Origin of the sequence: Thalassospira sp. UBA4513 (genome assembly GCF_002388495.1) — a bacterium.
Classification (GTDB): Bacteria; Pseudomonadota; Alphaproteobacteria; order Rhodospirillales; family Thalassospiraceae; genus Thalassospira; species Thalassospira tepidiphila.
Map to the genome: position 1 here is coordinate 1 of NZ_DGMR01000034.1, position 21127 is coordinate 21127.

Genomic DNA, 21127 nt, shown 5'->3' on the forward strand with positions numbered 1-21127 from the left:
GGACGGATCGGACGGTCGATCAGACGCGAAACAAGGGTTTCTTTCTCAGACGGGCGGCCTTCACGTTTGAAGAAGCCACCCGGGATTTTGCCAGCGGCAAATGCTTTTTCCTGGTAGTTAACCGTCAGCGGGAAAAAGTCGACATCCGGGCGCGGCTGTTTGGCGCCAACAGCAGTACACAGGACAACGGTTTCACCGTAGGTAACCTTGACGGCACCATCTGCCTGACGGGCGATTTTACCGGTTTCGAGAACCAGTTTGGCATTGCCCCACTGCATTTCCTTACGGACGACATTAAACATTATTTTCTCTTCCTCTTACAAACCTCTGGCGGACCCGAAAGTGTACACGAGTTCCGAACACATTACTCATGAGGCTTACATGACAGCGCCATGAGTAATGGGTCCGGCGTAAGCATCGGGTCGGCCCATCCGACCCTGCTTCTCGTGTTCCGATCCGCCGGAACAATAAAAAAAACGACGGCGGAGGTCACCCTCCGCCGCAGTTCGATATCAGCGGCGAATACCGAGGCGTTCAATGACGCTCTCGTAACGCGACTGGTCTTTGCGCTGCAGGTACTTCAGCAGACGACGACGCTGACCAACCATCATGAGAAGACCACGACGGCTGTGGAAGTCGTGGTTATGTTCTTTCATGTGCTCGGTGAGGTTCTTGATCCGTTCAGTCAGGATAGCAACCTGGACTTCGGGGGAACCGGTGTCACCGTCTTTCTGACCGTATTCCTTGATCAGCTCAGCTTTGCGTTCAGCAGTAATCGACATCAGGCATCCTTTCGCCTTTAGAGATTAAAAACACGCACAGGTCGAATTTCGCCACCAGTGATCTCAGCCAACGCAACAGCGCGGTCATGGAGCATGGCACAGACGATTTCGTCCTGCACGACGGGGTTTTCAAGGGCATTGCGCTTTGCCACCGGCAACAGCCCGACAGGCTGGCCAGAGGAAAGGCGTTGCGCCTCGACTTCGGTCAGGGCCAGCGCCGGGATGTCGTCCAGCGCGGTCTCAACCGGAAGCAGTTTCTTCATCACCTCGTCCGGGTCCATATCCAGCAGTTCCTGCAGGGGAATGGCGTTCCCTTCCGAAAACGGCCCCGCCGAAGTCCGGCGAAGCGCGGCGATATAGCCCACAGTGCCTAGGCGCAGCGCGATATCGCGCGCCAAAGATCGCATATACGCGCCCTTGCCTGACACAACGTCAAACACGGCGTGATCGCGATCTGGCATGTCGACCAGTCGAAGATCCTTGATCAGAATCGGACGTGGCTGCAACACCACATCTTCATCGCGGCGCGCAAGGTCATAGGCACGCTTGCCATTGACCTTGATCGCCGAAAACTTTGGCGGCACCTGCTGGATTTCACCGATGAATTCACCCAGCACAGCCTTGATTTCGTCTTCCGTCGGACGATGGTCGGAGGTTTCAATAACCTCGCCTTCGGCATCGTCCGTACTGCGCGCTTCGCCGAATTTCAACGTTACGCGATAACTTTTGCTGCCATCCATGACATATGCAACCGTTTTGGTTGCTTCGCCAAAGGCAATTGGCAGAACGCCAGACGCCAGCGGGTCAAGTGTCCCGCCATGTCCGGCCTTGTTGGCATCAAGCAGACGACGCACCTGATTGACCACGGTTGATGACGTGATCTCCAGGGGCTTGTCCACCGCCAGCCAGCCATTAATGCTTTTACCGCGACGGCGACGCGCCATCAGTCGTCCTCATCTTCCGGGTCGCCCGACCGGTCATCCACAAGATCCTGCGCAACATGCGGGTCGCGCAGCAGGGCACCAATATGGTCAGCGACATCAAAACTCTTGTCTTCGACAAATCGCAATGCAGGCACATATTTCATGTGCACCGTGTTGGCCACATGACTGCGCAGGTGACCTTTCTGACGCATCAACGCCTTCATCGACGTTTCTGCCTCTCCGCCGCCAAGCGGGGTGAAAGATACCATGGCATTGCGCATATCCGGTGAAAGATTGACACCCGTAATGGTTACCGGGCGCCGTGTCAGATCCGGATCGTAAATGTCTCCACGCTCCAATGCCTGCGACAGCGCCTGGCGGATTTCTTCCGCCACGCGGAGCTGTCGCTGACTTGGTGCTTTGGCTGGTTGCTTCGCCATTTCAGTTCCTCACCGTCTTACAGTTCGACGGCAATTTCCTCGTTCTCGAAGCACTCGATCACATCGCCCGACTGGATATCGTTATATTTGGCGAACGACATGCCGCATTCATAGCCCTCGCGGACTTCCTTGACTTCGTCCTTGAAGCGACGGAGCGTCGAAAGTTCGCCAGAGTGAATGACAACGTTGTCGCGCAGCAGGCGGACGCCTGCGCCACGTTTGACGATACCCTCGGTGACCATGCAACCGGCGATCTTGTTGCCGGAAATCGTAAAGACGTCGCGGATTTCCGCATAGCCCAGGAACTTCTCGCGAACTTCCGGAGACAGCATGCCCGACAGCATCTTTTTGATGTCATCTGCAACATCGTAAATGATCGAATAGTAACGAATATCAACGTTGTCACGGCGCGACTGTTCACGGGCCTGCTGGTTTGCACGCACGTTAAAGCCGATGATCAGTGCATTGGATGCACGCGCCAGTGTGACGTCGGATTCGTTGATACCACCAACACCGCTATGCAGAACGCGGACCGAGACTTCCTCGTTACCAAGTTTCTGCAAGGTGCCGATAAGTGCTTCGACAGAACCCTGCACGTCACCCTTGATGACGATCGGCAGTTCTTTGAGGTCACCGCTCTGCGAGAACATGTTCTCAAGCGCTGATTTCTTCATTGCAGCGGCCTGGGTTTCACGAATACGGCGCTGACGGAAGTCAGAAACTTCACGTGCCTTGGCTTCGTTTTCAACAACCACAAAGTCGTCACCGGCAGACGGTACCCCGTTCAGACCGTTCACCTCGACCGGCATACCCGGAATGGCTTCTGCGACACGGTTGCCGTGATCATCGATCAGGGCACGGACACGACCCCATTCCGGACCCGTGACAAAGATGTCACCGGTACGCAGGGTGCCACGCTGGACCAGAACGGTCGCAACCGGACCGCGACCTTTTTCCATACGGGCTTCAACAACAACACCATCGGCAACGCGTTCCGGGTTGGCTTTAAGGTCAAGAACCTCGGACTGCAGCAGAATGGCTTCTTCAAGTTCGGTCAGACCGGTGCGCTGTTTGGCCGATACTTCAACGGCCTGAACGTCACCACCCATTTCCTCGACCACAACTTCGTGCTGAAGAAGTTCGGTTTTCACCTTGCTCGGATTTGCACCCGGCTTGTCGATTTTGTTGATGGCAACAATCATCGGAACGCCAGCCGCTTTCGCGTGGCTGATTGCCTCGATGGTCTGCGGCATGACCGAGTCATCGGCTGCAACAACCAGAACCACGATATCGGTAACTTTCGCACCGCGCGAACGCATTTCGGTGAATGCGGCGTGGCCCGGAGTATCGATGAAGGTGATCTTAGCACCGGTTGCCATGGTGACCTGATATGCACCGATATGCTGGGTAATACCGCCAGCCTCGCCACCGGCAACATCGGTGGAGCGCAGCGCATCAAGCAACGAGGTTTTACCGTGGTCAACGTGGCCCATCACGGTCACGACCGGCGGACGACCAACGAGCTTCGCGTCATTGTCATCTACGCTGACCAGTGACTCTTCAACGTCGGCATCAGATACACGTTTGACGTTGTGACCGAATTCTTCGACCACGAGCTGTGCGGTATCCGGATCAAGCGACTGGTTAATCGTTGCCATGACGCCAAGACTCATCAGGGTCTTGATCACGTCTGCGGCACGTTCAGCCATACGGTTGGCCAGTTCCTGGACAGTAATAACGTCCGGGATTACCACATCACGCACGACTTTTTCCTTCGGTTTTTGCGGGCCCTGGGCACGCGCTTTGGCTTTGGCCTGCTGGCGTTTGATCGATGCCATGGAACGACGGCGACCACCTTCGTCACCGCTCATTGCATTATTGATCGAAAGTTTGCCACGACGACGGCCTTCGTCACCCTTGGTGCGCGCCGCACGGCCGGCTTCTTCTTCGGCACGTTTGCGGGCTGCCACGCGGGCATTTTCCTCGTCAATTTCCTTGCGGCTTTTGGATTTGCCATCTGCCGGCGCGGAACGACGACGTTCTTCGGGGACCAGCGGCTCTGCGGGTTCGCCCTGAATAACGGTTTCTTCGGCCTTCGGTTTGGCAGCCGGTTTCGGCTTGGAAGTCTTGCCTTTTGCCGTCGAAGCGGCAAGGCGCTGTTCGACTTCTTCCACCGAAGGAGAGTCGTTTTCAGACGCAGCAGGTGCTTCTTCCTGTTTGGCTTCGGCAGCAGCCTTGGCTTCTTCTGCCTTGCGTGCTTCTTCCTCGGCCTTGCGCGCAGCTTCTTCGCGGGCGCGGATTTCCGCATCCGCCTCATCCTGCTTGCGGCGCTCTTCAGCAGCCTTCAAAGCAGCCATACGGGCAGCGCGTTCGCTGTCGGTCAGATTGCCATGATCATCAACCGCCGGACGCGGTTTCGGCTCTTCAACCGGCTCTTTTTTTGCTTCCGGTGCCGGCTTTTCTGCTGCCGGGGACTGTTCTTCAACGAGATCCTTCTTCACCTCACGGAAGCGACCGGATTCGTTCTTTTCGAATGTACGCTTCTTGCGCACTTCGACGGTCACAGATTTTGACCGTCCATGCGAGAAGTTTTGACGAACCTGCCCTGCCTCGACCGTCTTGCTCAATTCAAGCTTCGATCTGTTGAGGCTCAGCGGTTTCTTCTCCTGATCGCGATCACTCATAATCCGTTCAACTTCCTCATTTCCTGCGGGATCGGGCACATACGCCGATCCTGTCCTGTCCGTCTGGCGCTCATCTGATCTCAGACAGCGCGAAATCCTTCAAGCCGTTTGCACGAACGCCCCAACCGATTGGCAAGGCCTCCTGGCGCAACGGCCACATGTACTGCTTTTTCGCGACCAAAGGCCGCGCCGATTTCAGCAGCATCCAGAACGGAATAAATCGGCAGATCCCGGGCCTTGGCCTCGATCTTTGATTTTCCGTCTGCGGCACCATCGCGTGCCGCCAATACTAAGGCTGCGCCCTCGGCAATCTGGGCACGGGCCTTTTCAAATCCTGCAACAGCCTGTCCTGCACGCCGCGCCAGCGACAACAGATCGATGCATTTGCGCGTCAGCAGCTCTTCGATCCGGTCTGCAAGTGCGGTGTCGACCACGACTTTTTGTCGGGCCGCCCGGGCAAAGGCGTTCTTTGCACAGGCGGTATTTACCACATCCCGCGACGGGCACAACCATAATCCCCGTCCCGGCAGCCGTTCCTCAAGGTCGGGAACAACCGAACCATCCGGCCCGATCACAACCCTGAGAAGATCTTCCTTGTGCCGGACTTCGCCGGTGACAATGCACCGGCGTTCCGGAACCTCGGCTACCTTGCCGCCTTTACGATGCGACATGGCATCCTCCGATCGGCCTTAGGCCTCTTCGCTTTCCGCGGATTCTTCGGTCTCTTCTTCAAGACCTTCGAACCAGCCAAGCTTGCGACGGGCTTCCATGATCATGTCGTTGGCCTGATCCATGGTAATGGAATCGGCATCCCCGACATATTCGATCAGCTCGTCACTGGCGAGATCCGCGAAATCTTCAAGGTTTTTGACGTCGTTTTCACCAAGGCGAACAACAACAGCCAGCGACAGACCCGGGAATTCAACCAGATCATCGGCAACCTTAAGCTCTTCGCGACGTTTCTGAAGACGCTCGGCCTCTTCGGCAAGGAAGGTGCGTGCGCGGTTGCGCAGCTCTTCGGCGATTTCTTCTTCGAAACCTTCGATCTCGGCCAGTTCTGCCAGCGGCACGTAACCGACTTCCTCGATCGAGGTGAAGCCTTCGGCGACCAGGAGATGGGCGATAACTTCGTCAACATCAAGCGCCTTGATGAACATTTCCGCACGCTTGCGTGCTTCTTCCTGACGACGTTCGCTTTCGTCTTCCTCGGTCAGAATATCGATATCCCAACCGGTCAGCTGGGACGCCAGACGCACATTCTGACCACGACGGCCAATGGCAAGACTCAGCTGATCGTCCGGAACGACGACTTCGATACGGTTGGTTTCTTCATCAATCACAACCTTGGTGACTTCGGCCGGGGCCAAAGCGTTCACAACAGAGGTTGCCGGATCTTCCGACCACTGGATGATGTCGATTTTTTCGCCCTGAAGTTCGGCAACAACGGCCTGGACGCGCGAACCGCGCATACCAACGCAGGCACCGACCGGGTCAATCGAGCTGTCCGAAGACAGAACCGAAATTTTCGCGCGCGAACCCGGGTCACGGGCAACCGATTTGATTTCGATAATGCCGTCGTAGATTTCCGGTACTTCCTGGGCAAACAGTTTTGCCATGAAGGTCGGGTGGGTACGCGACAGGAAGATCTGCGGACCACGCTGTTCACGACGGACATCAAGGATAAGGGCACGTACCCGGTCACCCTGACGAACCGTCTCACGCGGGATCAGTTCTTCGCGGCGCAGGATGGCTTCGGCACGACCGATATCAACAAGAACGTTGCCAAACTCGACACGCTTGACGACGCCGTTGATAACTTCGTCGGCACGGTCCTTGTATTCCTCGTACTGGCGTTCGCGTTCTGCGTCGCGCACTTTCTGCACGATGACCTGTTTCGCGGTCTGGGCAGCAATACGACCAAAATCAATCGGCGGCAGCGGATCAATCAGGAATTCACCAAGATTGATGTTCTCGTCACGAATACGTGCCTGTTCGAGCGACATCTGGGTGAAATCGTTTTCGATTTCATCGGTGACTTCGATGTAACGAGCGAGTTTGATTTCGCCGGTTTTGCGGTCGATATGGGCACGAATGTCATGCTCGTGACCATATCTGGAACGGCCGGCCTTCTGGATGGCCTGCTCCATAGCACCGAGAACCTCGTCACGATCAATGCCCTTTTCACGGGCAACGGCATCTGCGACCTGCAAAAGTTCCGGCCGCGGCATTCCCGAAGTTGCTTCCATATCCAACCTCTATTCTGCGTTATCGTCATTCCGGCGGTCGCCGGTGACGTGCGCGATCAATTCATCTGTCAGGACCAATTTCGCTTTTGCGATATCGGCCAACGGCAACAAGACACGTTCGCCATCTACAATCAGGGCGACCGCATTATCTTCAATCCCATCCAGCACACCGCTGAAACGGCGACGACCATCCTTGGCCATCACCAGTTCGACCTTTGCCTCAAATCCCTTCCACACGTCGAAATGCGCGGCACGGGTCAGCGGGCGGTCGATACCCGGGGAACTGACTTCAAGGTGATAGGCACCTGAAATCGGGTCCTCGACATCCATCAGGGCAGAAACCGTACGGCTGATTTGGGCGCAATCTTCAACGTTGATGCTGCCTTTCGCACCCGGGCGATCTGCCATGATCTGCAGGATGTTATGGTCCTGACCTGTCATCGAAACCCGAACCAGCTCAAAGCCCAGCGCGTTGATTGACGGCTCGATAATCTCAACGATTTTCGCCATCAACGGGTCTTTTAACTGTTGTCCAATCAGCTCAGCCATAAAGCGATGCCATACCCCAAAAAGCACAAAAGAGCGGGCGCAGGGCCCACTCTTTGTCAGAATTTACAAAAAGCTTGGCGGCCTTATACAGCCGGTTTACGCAAAAATCAAGTCAGGATACCGGCTGCCGATGCCATTCAACCTAAGGATTCCGCCCGTGACAGCAAACCGCGGACATGCATCACAGACGACATCAAAACACCCGCACCCGATAGCCCGGCGGACACTGTGCGCTGCCAACCCGGCAAACGCCTGCACAGCCTGACTTTTGTCTCGTTCGAAGGCACCGGACAAAACATGTTTGGGGCGCATAGATACCTCATACACATCCAAACCGTCGGGACGAACATGCTTTGCCTATCTTCATGAAACAGTAAAGTCAGGACGCCGTGATCACCCGGTCATGCCGGAATCGCAGCTCTGCCCTGAACCTGCCGACTCCCGTCAGACAGAATCCAAAGCAGGCAAGGATCAGGACTGACGTGGCTTACGGCGGAACCGGAGATAGTTGCACTTCTTGCCCTGACGTAGCGCCTTTTGCTCATAGCGGGTTTTGACCCAATCGCTTGGCGGCGTACGCCAATCATCCGGGCCTTCGGCCAGCCATTCGAAGTCCGGATGGTTATGCATGTGCTGCAACGTCCAGGAAATATACTGCATATCGTCACTGGCGACCCGGAACTCGGCCCCGTCTTTCAGAAGACGGGCAAGCAGCGCAAGATTCTTGGGCCCGATAAAGCGGCGCTCGGCGTGGCGCTTCTTCGGCCAGGGATCGGGAAACAGCAAAAAGGCCCGATCAAAACAGGCATCAATCAGCTTATAAAGCAGCGGGCGCGAATCATCGGCCACCACGCGCACATTGGTCAGATTACGCTCATCAAGATGGCGCAGCAGGCTACCAACCCCGTCCATAAACGGCTCAGCACCAATAATCCCCACCGTCGGATTGGCCTCGGCCTGACCTGCCAGATGCTCCCCGCCGCCAAAGCCGATTTCAAGCCACAGCTGTTCGGGCGTGCCATCGAAATAGCTGTTGGGATCGACCCCAGCTGCCTCGGGATAGGTAATCCCGATCTTTGGCAGCATGGCATCCACAAGAGCCTTGCGAGAATCCTTAAGCGGACGGCTGCCGCGTCGGCCATAGAAATTCGGTCGATCAGGGGTCGGAAGCGGACGGTCTTTGTTGCGCATGGTCGTTTCTGTCGATCAGGGTCGGAATTTGCGGGTCAGGCGAACTGAAAATCAAAACGGGCGGCCCGAAATGTCCGGGCCGCCCGCCTCTTATCACGTCATGCGATTTTGGCAAATCGCACTTTTTAACGCGCTTTCTGTCAATCAGGCACCAAATGCCGATTTCAGGTCGCTGACCAGATCGGTGCGCTCCCAGGAGAAGCCACCATCGTCGGTCGGCTGACGGCCAAAGTGACCATAAGCAGAAGACGGCGTGTAGATCGGACGGCACAGCGACAGATGCTCACGAATGCCACGCGGGCTGAGATCCATCAGCTGACGCAGAACGTCACCAAGCTTCAGTTCGTCAACATTGCCGGTGTCATGGTTGTTAACGTACAGCGCCAGCGGCTTGGAAACGCCAATCGCATAGGCAAGCTGAATGGTGCATTTCTCGGCAAGACCAGCCGCAACAACGTTTTTCGCAAGATAACGCGCAGCATAGGCAGCCGAACGGTCAACCTTGGTTGGATCCTTACCCGAAAACGCGCCGCCGCCATGCGGGGCCGCACCACCATAGGTATCGACGATGATCTTACGACCGGTAAGGCCGGCATCACCATCAGGACCACCAATCACGAAACGGCCTGTCGGGTTGATGTAGATTTCATCAGCCGGCGGCATCCAACCTTGCGGAAGGGCTGCTTCGATATAGGGCATAACCAGCTCATGAACATCGCGCTGCGAAAGGCCGTCGGCATGCTGGGTTGATACAACAACCGAAGTTGCCGCAACCGGCTTGCCTGCAGCATAGCGCAGGGTTACCTGGCTTTTGGCATCCGGGCCGAACTGCGGCACCTTGCCGGAGTGGCGGTCAGCGGCCATGGCGCGCAGGATACGATGCGAAAACTGGATCGGGGCCGGCATCAGTTCATCGGTTTCGTTACAAGCGTAACCAAACATGATGCCCTGGTCACCAGCGCCAAGGTCTTTTTCACCAGCGGAGTCAACGCCCTGCGCGATATCAGAAGACTGTTCATGCACATGGCATTCGATCTCGGCCGTCTTCCAGTGGAAGCCATCCTGCTCGTAACCGATTTCACGGATTGCCTGACGGGCCTTTTCGATCATGACCTCTTTGGTCACGCTTTCAGGACCGCGAACTTCGCCTGCCAGAACCACACGGTTGGTGGTGGCAAGGGTTTCGACGGCAACGCGCGAATCTTCATCCGCAGCAAGAAAAGCATCAACGATGGAATCGGAAATGCGGTCACAGACTTTGTCCGGATGACCTTCCGAGACGGATTCACTGGTAAATAGATAATCGGAAAGAGACATATAAGACCTTCTCCGGTAATGGGTTTCCAAAACTGGACCGGAGGGCTCCCGATACGAGGCCGTATCGATAGCGCCCACTTAGCCTTTTTTTGTGTGGTGGCAAGCGGTCCAAATCCGTCCACAATGTCAGTCCGGGTCGAACTGTCTCGTCGGTTGTGCCCGATCGCTATTTGAAGGTCAAGCATCATTGACGCAAAACCGTAATCCCGATGGCAGTGCATCCGGGGCGGTCGTGCTCAAAAGACAAAGACGTAATTCACGGTCTGTGAAATACGTCTTTTGCCCAAAACCATCGGTCAAACCGACTATTTCTGATCGGAATCAGTGCCCTGCAATGCACCCATCGATTTGACGAGTTCAAAGATTTTCTTGCGCTGGTTCGGATCGGTAATCCGGTAGTAGGCACGCACCAGTTCAAGCGTCTCGCGACGGTTCATCGGATCGTTGTCAAACGGGTCCGGACTTTCCGACATTTCCCGACGTTCATGCACCGATTTCGACGAAATCTCGTCGGGCATGTCGTCAAAGAAGAATGATACAGGCACTTCAAGAACCCGCGACAGGTCGTACAGACGCGATGCACCAACGCGGTTGGCACCACGCTCATACTTCTGTACTTGCTGGAATGTCAGGCCGATCGCTTCACCAAGCTTCTCCTGGCTCATGCCAAGAAGAGTCCTGCGCAAGCGAACACGCGCACCAACGTGAATATCGACAGGATTTGGAGCACCACTTGCGGTCCGGCCACGGCCCCGACCGCGTGTGTTCTTTACCATCTTAGTTTCATCCTTAGGCGACATTTTATGGCAGTTCCTTCTCTCACTCCGGCCTATCCGTCCTTGTTTTGAGGGACAATTTCTGGACGGTTTGGCAAAATTTTCAGCCGCCTAGAGGGATTTTGCGTTGCGTTTATATCCCATAGCGAGAACGGCAAAGAAGGTAACAATACCGTAAAATAGCAAGTCACGCCACAAATAATATACTGTTGTATGGTTTTTGTTACTCGAAAGGGGGTGCACCAAGATTCCCCTCTCTCCTAAACCCAAGTCTGTAAGCTTGCGCCCGTAGGCATCGAAGACAACCGATACCCCGGTATAGGCTGCCCTTACGAGGGGGCGACCCTCCTCGATGGTGCGAAAACGGGCTGCGGCCATATGTTGATATGGGCCTGCGCTGCGCCCAAACCACCCGTCATTGGTGACATTTAAGAGCCAGTCGGGTTGATGATCGTCATCAATCACCGCTCCCGGGAAGATAACCTCATAGCAAATCAGCGGAGAGAAACCCGGCATCCCGTTGACAGACAAGGTCTGCGGCCCCGGTCCGGCAGAGAAATCGGTCCGGCCTGCTGTCAGTTTCGGGAATGGCAGGATGGATCTGAACGGTACATATTCACCAAATGGCACCAGATGAAACTTGTCAAAGCTGGCGACAATATGACCGGTGGCATCGATTACCTGAATGGCGTTCCAGACCTTGTATTCATCCGTGTCACGCGGATAGGTCCGAGGTGCCCCGGTAATCAGGATGTCTTCAGGCCCCAACACACCGGCCATTTGCATACGGGCCTCTGTCTGGGTCTCAACAAAAAAGGTCGCGGCCGTTTCCGGCCAGATCACGATGCGTTTTTGATCCGGACGCAGGGTTTCCGGTCGGCGCGACATATCAAGCAGCAGCGAGAAATGCTGGTTTTGCAGTTCGGGCAGCCATTTTTCCCGTTGGGGGATATTGGGCTGAACAATTTGCAAAATCGGCACATCGGCTGGCAACTCTGAAAGGGCAACTTCGGTCTCTGCGGGCCCGACCATCATCAGGCGCACCGCACCGCCACCCCAAAGGGCCACCGCAATCATGATCCCGCCAAGGGCTGCTATCTTGCCGGATCTTCCGGCAACAAAGGCCGCAGGCAAGGTTGCAAAAAGGGCTGTGACAAGGGAAAGGCCATAAACCCCGACAACCGAGGCAAACTGCATGGGGGCCGCATCAATGGCCCAAACATGGCCCAAAAGGTTCCATGGAAAGCCTGTCAGGATATGACCGCGCAGATATTCCACCACCGCCCAGAAAACGGCCAGCAACACTGCATGCCGGATCACGCCACTCCCCAAACGCCAGCTCGCCCAAACGGCCAGCATCGGAAAAACCGCCAATCCGCCGCCAAGCCCCAAAAGGGCAAACGGAATCATCCAGCCATAGATTTCGGGCTGCACCAGAAAGGCGTGACTGACCCAATAAAATCCTGCGGCAAAATGGCCGGTGCCAAACCACCAGCCCGCCGAAAGCGCCCCCTTGTTGCAGCGGACACCCTCAAGGCTCCAGAGCAAAACCGCAAAGCAAATTGGTAAAACAGGGATTATAAAGAAAGGCGGCAGCGCCAAAACCGCCACCGCACCGGACAACAACCACACAAGACGCCTGCGCCAGCCCGAAAGACCGGCAAGTCGGCGCGCCATGGCCTCAATCATCCGCTTTTTCCTGATTTTCGATGGCTGCGGCGGGACCTTCATCCTCCCGGCGTATCATATGAATACGCAGGCGACGGATGCGCCTTGGATCGGCATCAAGAACTTCGAACTGAATACCGCTTGGATGTTCAATCAATTCCCCACGCGCCGGAACGCGCCCGGCCAACGAGAAGACAAGCCCACCAAGTGTATCAATGTCTTCGTCTTCATCCTCGTCAAGCAATCCGAAGGACAGCTTTTCTTCAAGGTCTTCGACCTCGAACCGGGCATCAGCGATATAACAACCATCCGAGAGGCGGATCAGTTTGGGAGTCTGGTCGATATCGTGCTCATCATCAATCTCGCCGACGATTTCTTCCACCAGATCCTCGATGGTGATCAGGCCATCAATCCCGCCGAATTCATCAACAACAAGCGCCATATGCGTACGCGACAGCCGCATTTCCGACAGAAGATCAAGAACCCGAATGGCCGGCGACACGAACAAAACCCGACGCAACAGTGACTGCAGGCTGAATTCCCGACCAGCAGCAACACAGCCAAGCACGTCCTTGATGTGCACCATGCCGGCAATGTCATCAAGGGTATCGCCATACACCGGAAGCCGCGAATGGGCCTTCTTGACCATCACTTCGACCAGTTCTTCAAGTGCGATGGTCTTGGGAACCGCCACAATATCGGCGCGCGGAATCATGACGTCTTCTGCCGTCATGTCGCGAAGTGCAATGATGTTTTCAAACAGGGAACGTTCGTGCAGCGAGACCGGCTCTTCATCCTGTTCGGTCCGCTCGGCGAGCTCTTCAAGCGTATCGCTGAGCGAAGCTTCGCCGTTGCGGGACTTACCCCGCTTGAACCCCAGGGCCGAGGCCACGTTATCCCATAAGGAGCCGTTTTCAGCGTCCTGAATTGTATCCTCGCCAGTGCGAGGGCGCATACTCTCGTGGTCGTCGTCGCGTTGACTAGAGTCGTTCATGGGTCGGTTTCGACATCCTATAATTCAAACAAACCGTGTGCAGGTCTACTAAACCGGTTCATCTTCAATCGGTTCGTAGGGATCATCAATCCCAAGTCCGGCAAGAATTTGACGTTCAAGCTCTTCCATCTCTTCGGCTTCATCATCAACCATATGATCGTAGCCGACAAGATGTAGCGTGCCATGAACGGCAAGATGAACAAGATGATTTTTCAATGGCTTTTGCTGTTCGATGGCTTCGAGCGCACATGTTTCGCGCGCAATCACGATATCACCCAGCATCAAGGGCATATCTGGCGCCATCATAAATGCATCGGCATCCTCGGCACTTTCAAGGGCGGCAAAGGACAACACATTGGTTGGTTTGTCCTTGTCGCGATAATCACGGTTGAGGATCTGAACCGATGCATCATCTGACAAACGCACCCCGATCTCGATCACCGGGGCAACCGATAAAAGCGATGCACCATCGCCTTCATCTTCGGTCCCGTCGGTCGGCACCGCGTTGTCATCCCAAAGGGCACCATCGCTAAGCGCACCATCAAGGGCCGCGATCACGGCCGCTTCGATGGCCGCGATCTCGTCCTGATGCCAGTCGCCCGCTTCGACCTCAAGGTCCAGTTCAAGCGGTGCCGTCATCACCCGTATCCTTGGCTGCGCTGTCCTTGTCACCGCGATAGCCCTTTTTCAGGCGATCACGCAGGGCATCCGCCGCGTCATAGGCCTGGACAATCTTGGTCACAAGGTGATGGCGCACCACATCGCGCTGATCGAACTTGATCGTGGCAACGCCTTTGACATCGCCAATGGTTTCAAGTGCATCTCGCAAACCTGATTTCGTGCCATCGGGCAAATCGATCTGTGTCATGTCGCCGGTCACCACCATGCGCGACCCTTCGCCCAAACGGGTCAGGAACATTTTCATCTGCATCGGGGTGGTGTTTTGCGCCTCGTCCAGAATGACAAAGGCGTGCGAAAGGGTACGACCACGCATGAAAGCCAGCGGGGCGACTTCGATCTCGCCACTTTCCATGCGCTTGATCACCACATCCCCCGGAAGCGTGTCATGCAGCGCGTCATAAAGCGGGCGAAGATACGGATCGACCTTGTCTTTCAGATCACCCGGCAAGAAGCCAAGGCGTTCACCGGCTTCGACCGCCGGTCGCGACAGAATAATACGATCCACCTGACCCAAAATAAACGCCTGCACCGCCATCGCGACCGCAAGATAGGTCTTACCGGTACCGGCCGGGCCGATGCCAAAGATCAGCTCGTTATCAAGGATCGCCTCGACATAGTCCTTCTGGCGTTTGGAGCGCGGCGAAATACGACGCTTTTTGGTCTGGATCGTCAGACGCGATCCACCAAACATATCCTTGGTCTGGCCGCTCCAGGGATCTGTGTCGTCCGGTTCGGAAAGACGCACCGCACCTTCTACCGTTTCGACATCGATATGATCGATTTCCTTATCACGCAGGCGCGCATAAAGCTGCGCAAGAACCTTTTTGGCCTGTGCAACCTTGGCCGGATCACCGGCCAGCATCACCACAAGGCCGCGGCTTGAAACCTGAACACCGGTCCGTTCAGACAAACGCGTCAGGTTTTCGGCCTGCGGGCCGTACAACACTTGCGCAATCGCGTTGTCCTGAAACTCGATCTGATCGGAATCCTTGGGGGCGTGTTTGGTTTTGGTGTTGGTCTTGCTTTTCGTGGGGGTGCCGCTCACGCAACGTTCCTTTCAGATTTCTGGTCGTTTCGGGTGGCGTCGACCAGTTCGCCGCCAAGGGAATTAGGCAGCGCTTCGGTGATTTTCAAGCGAACGATCTGTCCTAGGGCTGATTCCGGCAAACCGCTGACATGAACCGGCTGCATATAGGGGCTTTTGCCCACCAACTGGCCATCATACTTGCCCCTGCGTTCCAAAAGAACATCCATCTCCTTGCCGACACTGTTCTGGTTGAACACCAACTGCTGTTCCGCCAGCAGCGCCTGCAGGCGCATGATCCGTTCGGTTTTGACTCTTTCAGGCACCTGCAGCTCCATCGCCGATGCCGGGGTTCCCGGCCGCGGGCTGTATTTGAAGCTAAACGCCTGAATGAAAGTGATGTCGCGCACGATTTCCATCGTGTCTTCGAAATCCTTGTCGGATTCACCGGGGAAGCCGACGATAAAGTCCGAAGACAGCGCAAGATCAGGGCAGGCATCCTTAAGCCGTGCTGCGATATCACGGTAATCCGCATTGGTATGTTTGCGGTTCATCGCCTGCAAAACGCGGTCGCCCCCGGCCTGTACCGGCAAATGCAGGAACGGCATCAGCTTCTTAAGATCGCGATGCGCCGAAATCAGATCCTCATCAACATCGCGCGGATGCGACGTGGTGTAACGAATGCGATCAAGCCCGTCGATTTCAGCCAGCTCGCGCAGTAACCGGCCAAGTGTCCATTCCCCGCCATTTGGTGCTTCGCCGTGATAGGCATTCACATTCTGCCCCAAAAGGGTCAGTTCGCGCGTGCCATGGGCGACAAGTTGCTTGGCTTCGCGGATGACATCGGCACCGGGGCGCGAATATTCCGCCCCGCGGGTATAAGGCACAACACAGAACGTGCAGAACTTGTCACAGCCTTCCTGAATGGCCAGAAACGCTGAATAGCCCTGTTTTGAAACCTGTTCTGGCAGATGATCAAACTTTTCTTCGGCCGGGAAATCGGTATCGACGATGCGATTGCGGCCAACTGCGCGATTGGCGCGCGCAACCATTTCCGGCAGGCGATGGTAGGTCTGCGGACCAAACACCATATCGACCATCGGTTCGCGCTTCATCAATTCGGCCCCTTCGGCCTGCGCGACGCAGCCGGCAACCGCGACAATCATCTTGTCGCCGCCATTGGCTTCCTTGGCTTCCTTGTGCTTGCGCACGCGGCCCAAATCAGAAAATACCTTTTCGGCGGCCTTTTCGCGGATATGGCAGGTATTGAGGATAACCATATCGGCCCCCTCGGCGCTGTCGACCGGCTGGTAACCCAGCGGCGCCAGAACATCCTGCATGCGCAGGCTGTCATAGACATTCATCTGACAGCCATATGTTTTTACAAAAAGTTTCTTCGGTTCAGTCACGCCAGATCCGTTTCGCTCTCTCAAAACGCCGAAAAGCGGTGTGATCACTCACACCGCGCCTGAGTTCCGAACAATCGGTGATCGGAACTCCTCGGACATCTCGTTATCTGAAATCCCGGTCAGGTGAAACCGAATTTCACATCAACCGGGGCATTATACGGCAAAACGGTCAGGAGCCGAACTGTCGATCCGGACCAAACAGTCGAAAATCTTCCGAAATGATCGCAAGCGGCGAAAAACCGATCAGCTCGCCCGACAGATCGCTGTCAATCAACTGAACCGGCACACCCTGATGCAGGCCTCGCAACGCTGCCTGATGTCCCTGGGCAACACGGGCTTCACACATCCGGGCAAGTTCCTTGCGTGATCCGGCTGCATCTGCCAGCGTCACAGGCGGATGGACAACAATCTCAACCGTCACCTTGCCGAGCGCGAGAAACTGCCACAAATGCGGGGCCAAGTCCATATCCCCGTACCAGGAATAAAATGCCCGCAAATCGCGACCGATCGGCGCACCGTCAAGACGGGTGGCGGCAATCGAAATCGGCTGGAATTTGACCGGCGACCCATCCGGCATCACCCGCTCTGCCGCGGCAAACAGGGTCGACTTAAATGGCAACACACGGTTGCCGTCGTTGCTTGTCCCTTCCGGGAACAGGATCAGCTTGTCACCATTGCCCAGACGCTGACTTAGTTGATCGTTCTGTTCACGGGATCGCGCCGCACGGCGTTCGATAAAGGTGGTGCGTGAAAGTTTGGCAAGCAAACCAAACACCGGCCAATCGGCGACTTCGGTCTTGGCGATAAAGCTGCCACGGGTCAAAGCGCCCAGCACCGGGATATCAAGATAGGATGCGTGGTTGGCAACGATCACACCCGGCCCGTCCATCATATCAACACCCGAAACCCGGACTTCGATATGCAGGATGCGCAGGCAAAGGGCGTGATAGAAACGCGGCAATTCTTCAGCCAGCTTCAATCGTGCGGCAATTGCCACCATTTGCACCGGCAACAAAACCAGTGTCAAAAGCACATAAGCCATCAGGCGGATGGCAGCGCACACATGGCAGTTCACGATACCCTCGCGGTGCGTTCGTAATGCTTGTAATAGCGATCGGTTACCTTTTCGGTCGGCAACACGATGCAAATGTCGGTGGTGTTGAACTGATGGTCGACCACTGCCCCGTCACCGACAAAACCACCCAGACGCAGATAGCCCTTGATCAGCGGCGGCAGATCACGAAGTGCTTGGCGCTGATCAATGCCATCAATCTCGGCACGCATCATTGGCTCGTAACGATCAGCAATCGCACGCGGACGCATGTCTTCGGGGGCAAGGTGATTGTGATGCAGATAGGTCAGAACATCCTTGAAGGCATCCGGATCGGTGCCATGGAAGGATGCGCAACCAAACATCAGTTTGATGTCGTATTTGAAAACATAGGCCGCGATCCCCTGCCACAAAAGCTGCAAGGTCGGCATGGTGCGGTATTCGGCTTCGACACAGGATCGACCCAGCTCCATGATCTCGCCGGTATCTTTCACCGCATTAAGCATGCTTTCGATATGGTATTCATCAGCACTGTAAAAGCCGCCATGCTCGTTGGCTACTGACTGGCGCAGCAGGCGATAGGTGCCAACAACCGCATCTGCACCGGCACCGCGATTGTGATCAAGAACAAGCAGATGATCGCAGAGCGGATCATAGTGATCGAAGTCGCGCTTTTCGGCTGCCATTTCCTCGGTCGGTTTGGCGCCGCGTTCTTCATAGAACACTTTGTAGCGAAGCTTCTGGCTGGCGAGAATTTCGTTTTCATTCTCGGCAAGGCGAACCTCAAGCCGCTGAAGCTGTTTTTCGTCACGCATGACAACACCCTTTCGTTCAACTGCACGGATTTTGCGCAAGAACGGCGTGAAGAGCGAGTGAAGGCTTTGTGAAGAACAGGTAACAAAATTATGAAGGCCACTTGCCTGTTTCAGCAAGTGGCCTTGAAAACTGTAAGTTCAGTGCGCGATTGAACGCTGGAATTACTTGCCGTCTTTCAAAGGAACACCGTAAAGCTCAAGACGATGCCCCACCAGACGGAAGCCCAGTTCCTTGGCGATCTCTTCCTGAAGGTTTTCGATTTTTTCGTTCGAAAACTCGATCACCTCGCCCGAACGCATGTCGATCAGGTGATCGTGATGTTCTTCGGTCAGTTCCTCGTAACGCGCACGGCCATCGCCGAAATCGTGTTTCTCAAGGATGTCCGCCTCTTCGAACAGGCGCACGGTACGATATACGGTCGCAATCGAAATCTTCGGATCAATGTCGGTCGCCCGACGATAAACCAGTTCAACGTCCGGGTGGTCTTCGGACTCAGAGAGCACACGGGCAATCACCCGGCGTTGGCCCGTCATTTTCAGGCCCGCGTCGATGCATTTCTGCTCGATAGTTGATTCTGCAAGCATTGTCTTGTTTCTCGTTTCCGTTTCCGGTTCCACCTGTCCCCAGCCGAGACGTGTCTCTGGCGTCGATCTCTTGTGGCTCAATATTGAAAAATCCGCCACATATCGCAAGGTTGAATTCGCGATAAATTCCGCTTCCTGTAGATCGCCGGTACTAACACCCTGCAATCACAATCATATCGGCATTCTTCTGGCCACTTGCTACCTGCGATGAAGGGCGCTACTTCAAAGTTACGCATCAAGGCAGGAGACCAACATGGCCACCGCAACCCCCGACCATAAAATAGACATCACAGATGACGTCTGCCCGATGACATTTGTGCGCACCCGCCTCAAACTCGAAACCATGACACCTGGTCAGGTTCTGGAGGTTACCCTCGGCGCTGGTGAACCGTTGAAAAACGTTCCGCGCTCGGTAACCGAGATGGGCGACGAAGTCGTCGAACTGGCCGAAATCACTGATACACCGGGAACCTACCGACTCATAATCCGCAAGGGATCATAAAACCGCCAGTTCCGATGCAGGCTTACACTACAACAGGTTGGCGCTCAAAACCACACTCATTATGTGGGTATAATCGATTAAAATTGTTCCAGATTGCCTAACACCCTATTGGCAAACAAAAATTCCTGCCATGGATCGAAAAGGTCACCGACATCGAAAAAATTATCTAGATCAGTCGTTCGAGGACCAAGGCATCAACTTTTCGGCCATCGGGCCGGGCATAGTAGCCCTTGCGACGCCCAATTTCGGCAAAGCCGTTCTGACGATAAAGCGCAATCGCGCCATCATTATCGACTGCCACTTCCAGCAAAATACGGGTAACACCTGCCGCCACGAGGCGATCCTTGACCGCATCAAGCAATGCCCGTCCCACCCCCATGCGCCGGGCATCCGGGGCAACCGTGATGGTATTGATCTCCGCCTCATCGAGCACAGTCTGCATCAGAACAAAGCCAAGTGGCTGATCCTTTGCATTTTTGGCCTGATCACCGGGTCGATAAGCCAAAATGCCAAACGCACCGGGCACATCAAGCAACCGGATAATTGCATCCTCATTCCAGGCATCATCAAATCCCTCTGCATGTAGCGCACTTGCCACCGTCGCAAAGGCCGCCGTCAAGGGCACCAGCACAATCTGCGAGGCGTCATAACCAGAACTGCCATCGTTGGATTTGGCCGGGCTCATTTCTTTTTCTGCGGTCCCTGATCTTCGATGCGTCTTGCATCGGGCGCGCGCAGGTAAAGCGGCACCGGCGCCAGGTTTTCACCGGTTTCCCAACGCGCGGCCGCGATCCTTGCCACATTGCCCGCCCGCGGAAGGCCGGGTGCCGTGCAATCATAAAAGGCGTCCGGCGCATGGGCGGCTGCGGTCAAAAGGCGCGGGGTGGCATCCCCGGCAAGCAAGGTATCACCGGGCGGGGCCATCATCAGGGCCTGACGCGGGGCGACACATTCAGCATTGCTAAGCGGGCGTTTTTTGCCATCAAAAGCTTGGGCAAAGATCTCGTTTCGTTTGCTATCAAGGGCAACCAGAATATTGCGGCCCTGATGATCACGCTCGGTCACGCCATAGGCGACGGCTTCGAGCGAACTGACGCCAACCACCGGGATCTTGCGCGCCAGACCAAGCGCACGCGCCGTCGAAAGGCCGATCCGCATGCCGGTAAAGGCCCCCGGACCAACCGTCACCGCAATCCCGTCAAGATCGGCAAGGTCGACTTTCGCGGTCTCAAGCGTCTTGGCAATGAAACCCATCAGGTGCTCTGCCTGACCGCGTTCCATATCTTCATAAAGTTCGCCTTTGACCTCGCCATTTATCAAGACGGCCGTCGACAGCGACGTTGATGCCGTATCAATCGCCAAAATTGTCGGACCGGACTTTTCCGCCTTTGTCTTTGCGGCGTCCGATGCGCTATGGTCGGCGCCATCTGATATGCGCGACTGTCCAGTCAGCATCTTCTTTATGTAATCGGTGAACGACAAGAACAGGG

The 21127-nt window shown here is 55.6% G+C and carries 21 protein-coding genes and 1 pseudogene; 1 reads left to right on the forward strand and 21 read right to left on the reverse strand.

The features are described from left to right. The 19 genes and pseudogenes from B2T33_RS13860 to B2T33_RS13950 all read right to left on the reverse strand — a co-directional run. Nucleotides 1–302 (reverse strand): annotated as a pseudogene (locus tag B2T33_RS13860) (polyribonucleotide nucleotidyltransferase); the annotation flags it as partial. Between the two features lie 210 nt (nucleotides 303–512). After that, a complete protein-coding gene (gene rpsO, locus B2T33_RS13865; RefSeq protein WP_008888875.1) occupies nucleotides 513–782 on the reverse strand; it encodes a 30S ribosomal protein S15 in 270 nt (89 codons plus the stop codon). Between the two features lie 17 nt (nucleotides 783–799). After that, nucleotides 800–1726 carry a tRNA pseudouridine(55) synthase TruB gene (gene truB / locus B2T33_RS13870; protein ID WP_064780279.1) on the reverse strand — a complete coding sequence of 309 codons (927 nt, stop codon included), beginning with the start codon at nucleotides 1724–1726 and terminating at the stop codon, nucleotides 800–802. Continuing rightward, entirely contained in the window at nucleotides 1726–2145 is a 420-nt protein-coding gene (gene rbfA / locus B2T33_RS13875; protein WP_064780278.1) for a 30S ribosome-binding factor RbfA, read from the reverse strand. Before rbfA ends, truB begins: the two co-directional genes overlap by 1 nt. A gap of 17 nt (nucleotides 2146–2162) precedes the next feature. After that, nucleotides 2163–4829, reverse strand: a complete 2667-nt coding sequence (gene infB / locus B2T33_RS13880) for a translation initiation factor IF-2 (protein ID WP_063086823.1) — start codon at nucleotides 4827–4829, stop codon at nucleotides 2163–2165. An 80-nt stretch (nucleotides 4830–4909) separates the two neighbouring features. Further along, complete coding sequence (locus B2T33_RS13885) at nucleotides 4910–5500, reverse strand: RNA-binding protein (protein WP_008888871.1); 591 nt, start codon at nucleotides 5498–5500, stop codon at nucleotides 4910–4912. Between the two features lie 18 nt (nucleotides 5501–5518). Beyond that, nucleotides 5519–7075 carry a transcription termination factor NusA gene (nusA, locus tag B2T33_RS13890; protein WP_286792347.1) on the reverse strand — a complete coding sequence of 519 codons (1557 nt, stop codon included), beginning with the start codon at nucleotides 7073–7075 and terminating at the stop codon, nucleotides 5519–5521. A 9-nt stretch (nucleotides 7076–7084) separates the two neighbouring features. After that, complete coding sequence (rimP, locus tag B2T33_RS13895) at nucleotides 7085–7624, reverse strand: ribosome maturation factor RimP (RefSeq protein ID WP_120223817.1); 540 nt, start codon at nucleotides 7622–7624, stop codon at nucleotides 7085–7087. Between the two features lie 471 nt (nucleotides 7625–8095). Then, nucleotides 8096–8815 carry a tRNA (guanine(46)-N(7))-methyltransferase TrmB gene (gene trmB, locus B2T33_RS13900; RefSeq protein WP_197146378.1) on the reverse strand — a complete coding sequence of 240 codons (720 nt, stop codon included), beginning with the start codon at nucleotides 8813–8815 and terminating at the stop codon, nucleotides 8096–8098. A 144-nt stretch (nucleotides 8816–8959) separates the two neighbouring features. Beyond that, a complete protein-coding gene (gene metK, locus B2T33_RS13905; protein WP_197146377.1) occupies nucleotides 8960–10132 on the reverse strand; it encodes a methionine adenosyltransferase in 1173 nt (390 codons plus the stop codon). Nucleotides 10133–10437: 305 nt separating this feature from the next. After that, entirely contained in the window at nucleotides 10438–10908 is a 471-nt protein-coding gene (locus tag B2T33_RS13910) for a helix-turn-helix domain-containing protein (protein ID WP_008888859.1), read from the reverse strand. Nucleotides 10909–11019: 111 nt separating this feature from the next. Then, a complete protein-coding gene (gene lnt, locus B2T33_RS13915) occupies nucleotides 11020–12597 on the reverse strand; it encodes an apolipoprotein N-acyltransferase (protein WP_197146376.1) in 1578 nt (525 codons plus the stop codon). After that, complete coding sequence (locus tag B2T33_RS13920; RefSeq protein WP_197147758.1) at nucleotides 12590–13531, reverse strand: hemolysin family protein; 942 nt, start codon at nucleotides 13529–13531, stop codon at nucleotides 12590–12592. Before B2T33_RS13920 ends, lnt begins: the two co-directional genes overlap by 8 nt. Nucleotides 13532–13618: 87 nt before the next feature. Further along, nucleotides 13619–14209 (reverse strand): rRNA maturation RNase YbeY, encoded by a 591-nt coding sequence (gene ybeY, locus B2T33_RS13925; protein ID WP_197146375.1) that lies wholly within the window; start codon nucleotides 14207–14209, stop codon nucleotides 13619–13621. Then, on the reverse strand, nucleotides 14193–15296 hold the full coding sequence (locus tag B2T33_RS13930; protein WP_197146374.1) for a PhoH family protein: 1104 nt from the start codon (nucleotides 15294–15296) through the stop codon (nucleotides 14193–14195). Before B2T33_RS13930 ends, ybeY begins: the two co-directional genes overlap by 17 nt. Further along, nucleotides 15293–16684, reverse strand: a complete 1392-nt coding sequence (gene miaB / locus B2T33_RS13935) for a tRNA (N6-isopentenyl adenosine(37)-C2)-methylthiotransferase MiaB (protein ID WP_197146373.1) — start codon at nucleotides 16682–16684, stop codon at nucleotides 15293–15295. The genes B2T33_RS13930 and miaB overlap by 4 nt, the downstream gene beginning before the upstream one ends. A gap of 169 nt (nucleotides 16685–16853) precedes the next feature. Continuing rightward, nucleotides 16854–17759 carry a lysophospholipid acyltransferase family protein gene (locus tag B2T33_RS13940; RefSeq protein WP_197146372.1) on the reverse strand — a complete coding sequence of 302 codons (906 nt, stop codon included), beginning with the start codon at nucleotides 17757–17759 and terminating at the stop codon, nucleotides 16854–16856. Beyond that, the gene (locus tag B2T33_RS13945; RefSeq protein ID WP_040822534.1) at nucleotides 17756–18550 is read right to left on the reverse strand and encodes a GNAT family N-acetyltransferase; all 795 of its coding nucleotides are present in this window, start codon (nucleotides 18548–18550) and stop codon (nucleotides 17756–17758) included. The genes B2T33_RS13940 and B2T33_RS13945 overlap by 4 nt, the downstream gene beginning before the upstream one ends. A 162-nt stretch (nucleotides 18551–18712) precedes the next feature. Continuing rightward, nucleotides 18713–19135: a Fur family transcriptional regulator gene (locus B2T33_RS13950; protein ID WP_063086109.1), complete on the reverse strand. Its 423-nt coding sequence runs from the start codon at nucleotides 19133–19135 to the stop codon at nucleotides 18713–18715. A gap of 253 nt (nucleotides 19136–19388) precedes the next feature. Here B2T33_RS13950 and B2T33_RS13955 point away from each other — a divergent pair, with 253 nt between their 5' ends. Continuing rightward, entirely contained in the window at nucleotides 19389–19637 is a 249-nt protein-coding gene (locus tag B2T33_RS13955; protein ID WP_120223826.1) for a sulfurtransferase TusA family protein, read from the forward strand. Nucleotides 19638–19803: 166 nt separating this feature from the next. Here B2T33_RS13955 and rimI read toward each other — a convergent pair whose 3' ends face one another. Both rimI and tsaB read right to left on the reverse strand, forming a co-directional pair. Then, nucleotides 19804–20322, reverse strand: coding sequence for a ribosomal protein S18-alanine N-acetyltransferase (rimI, locus tag B2T33_RS13960; RefSeq protein ID WP_197146370.1), 519 nt, complete (start codon nucleotides 20320–20322; stop codon nucleotides 19804–19806). Continuing rightward, nucleotides 20319–21119 carry a tRNA (adenosine(37)-N6)-threonylcarbamoyltransferase complex dimerization subunit type 1 TsaB gene (gene tsaB / locus B2T33_RS13965; protein WP_063086118.1) on the reverse strand — a complete coding sequence of 267 codons (801 nt, stop codon included), beginning with the start codon at nucleotides 21117–21119 and terminating at the stop codon, nucleotides 20319–20321. Before tsaB ends, rimI begins: the two co-directional genes overlap by 4 nt. Nucleotides 21120–21127 lie beyond the last annotated feature (8 nt).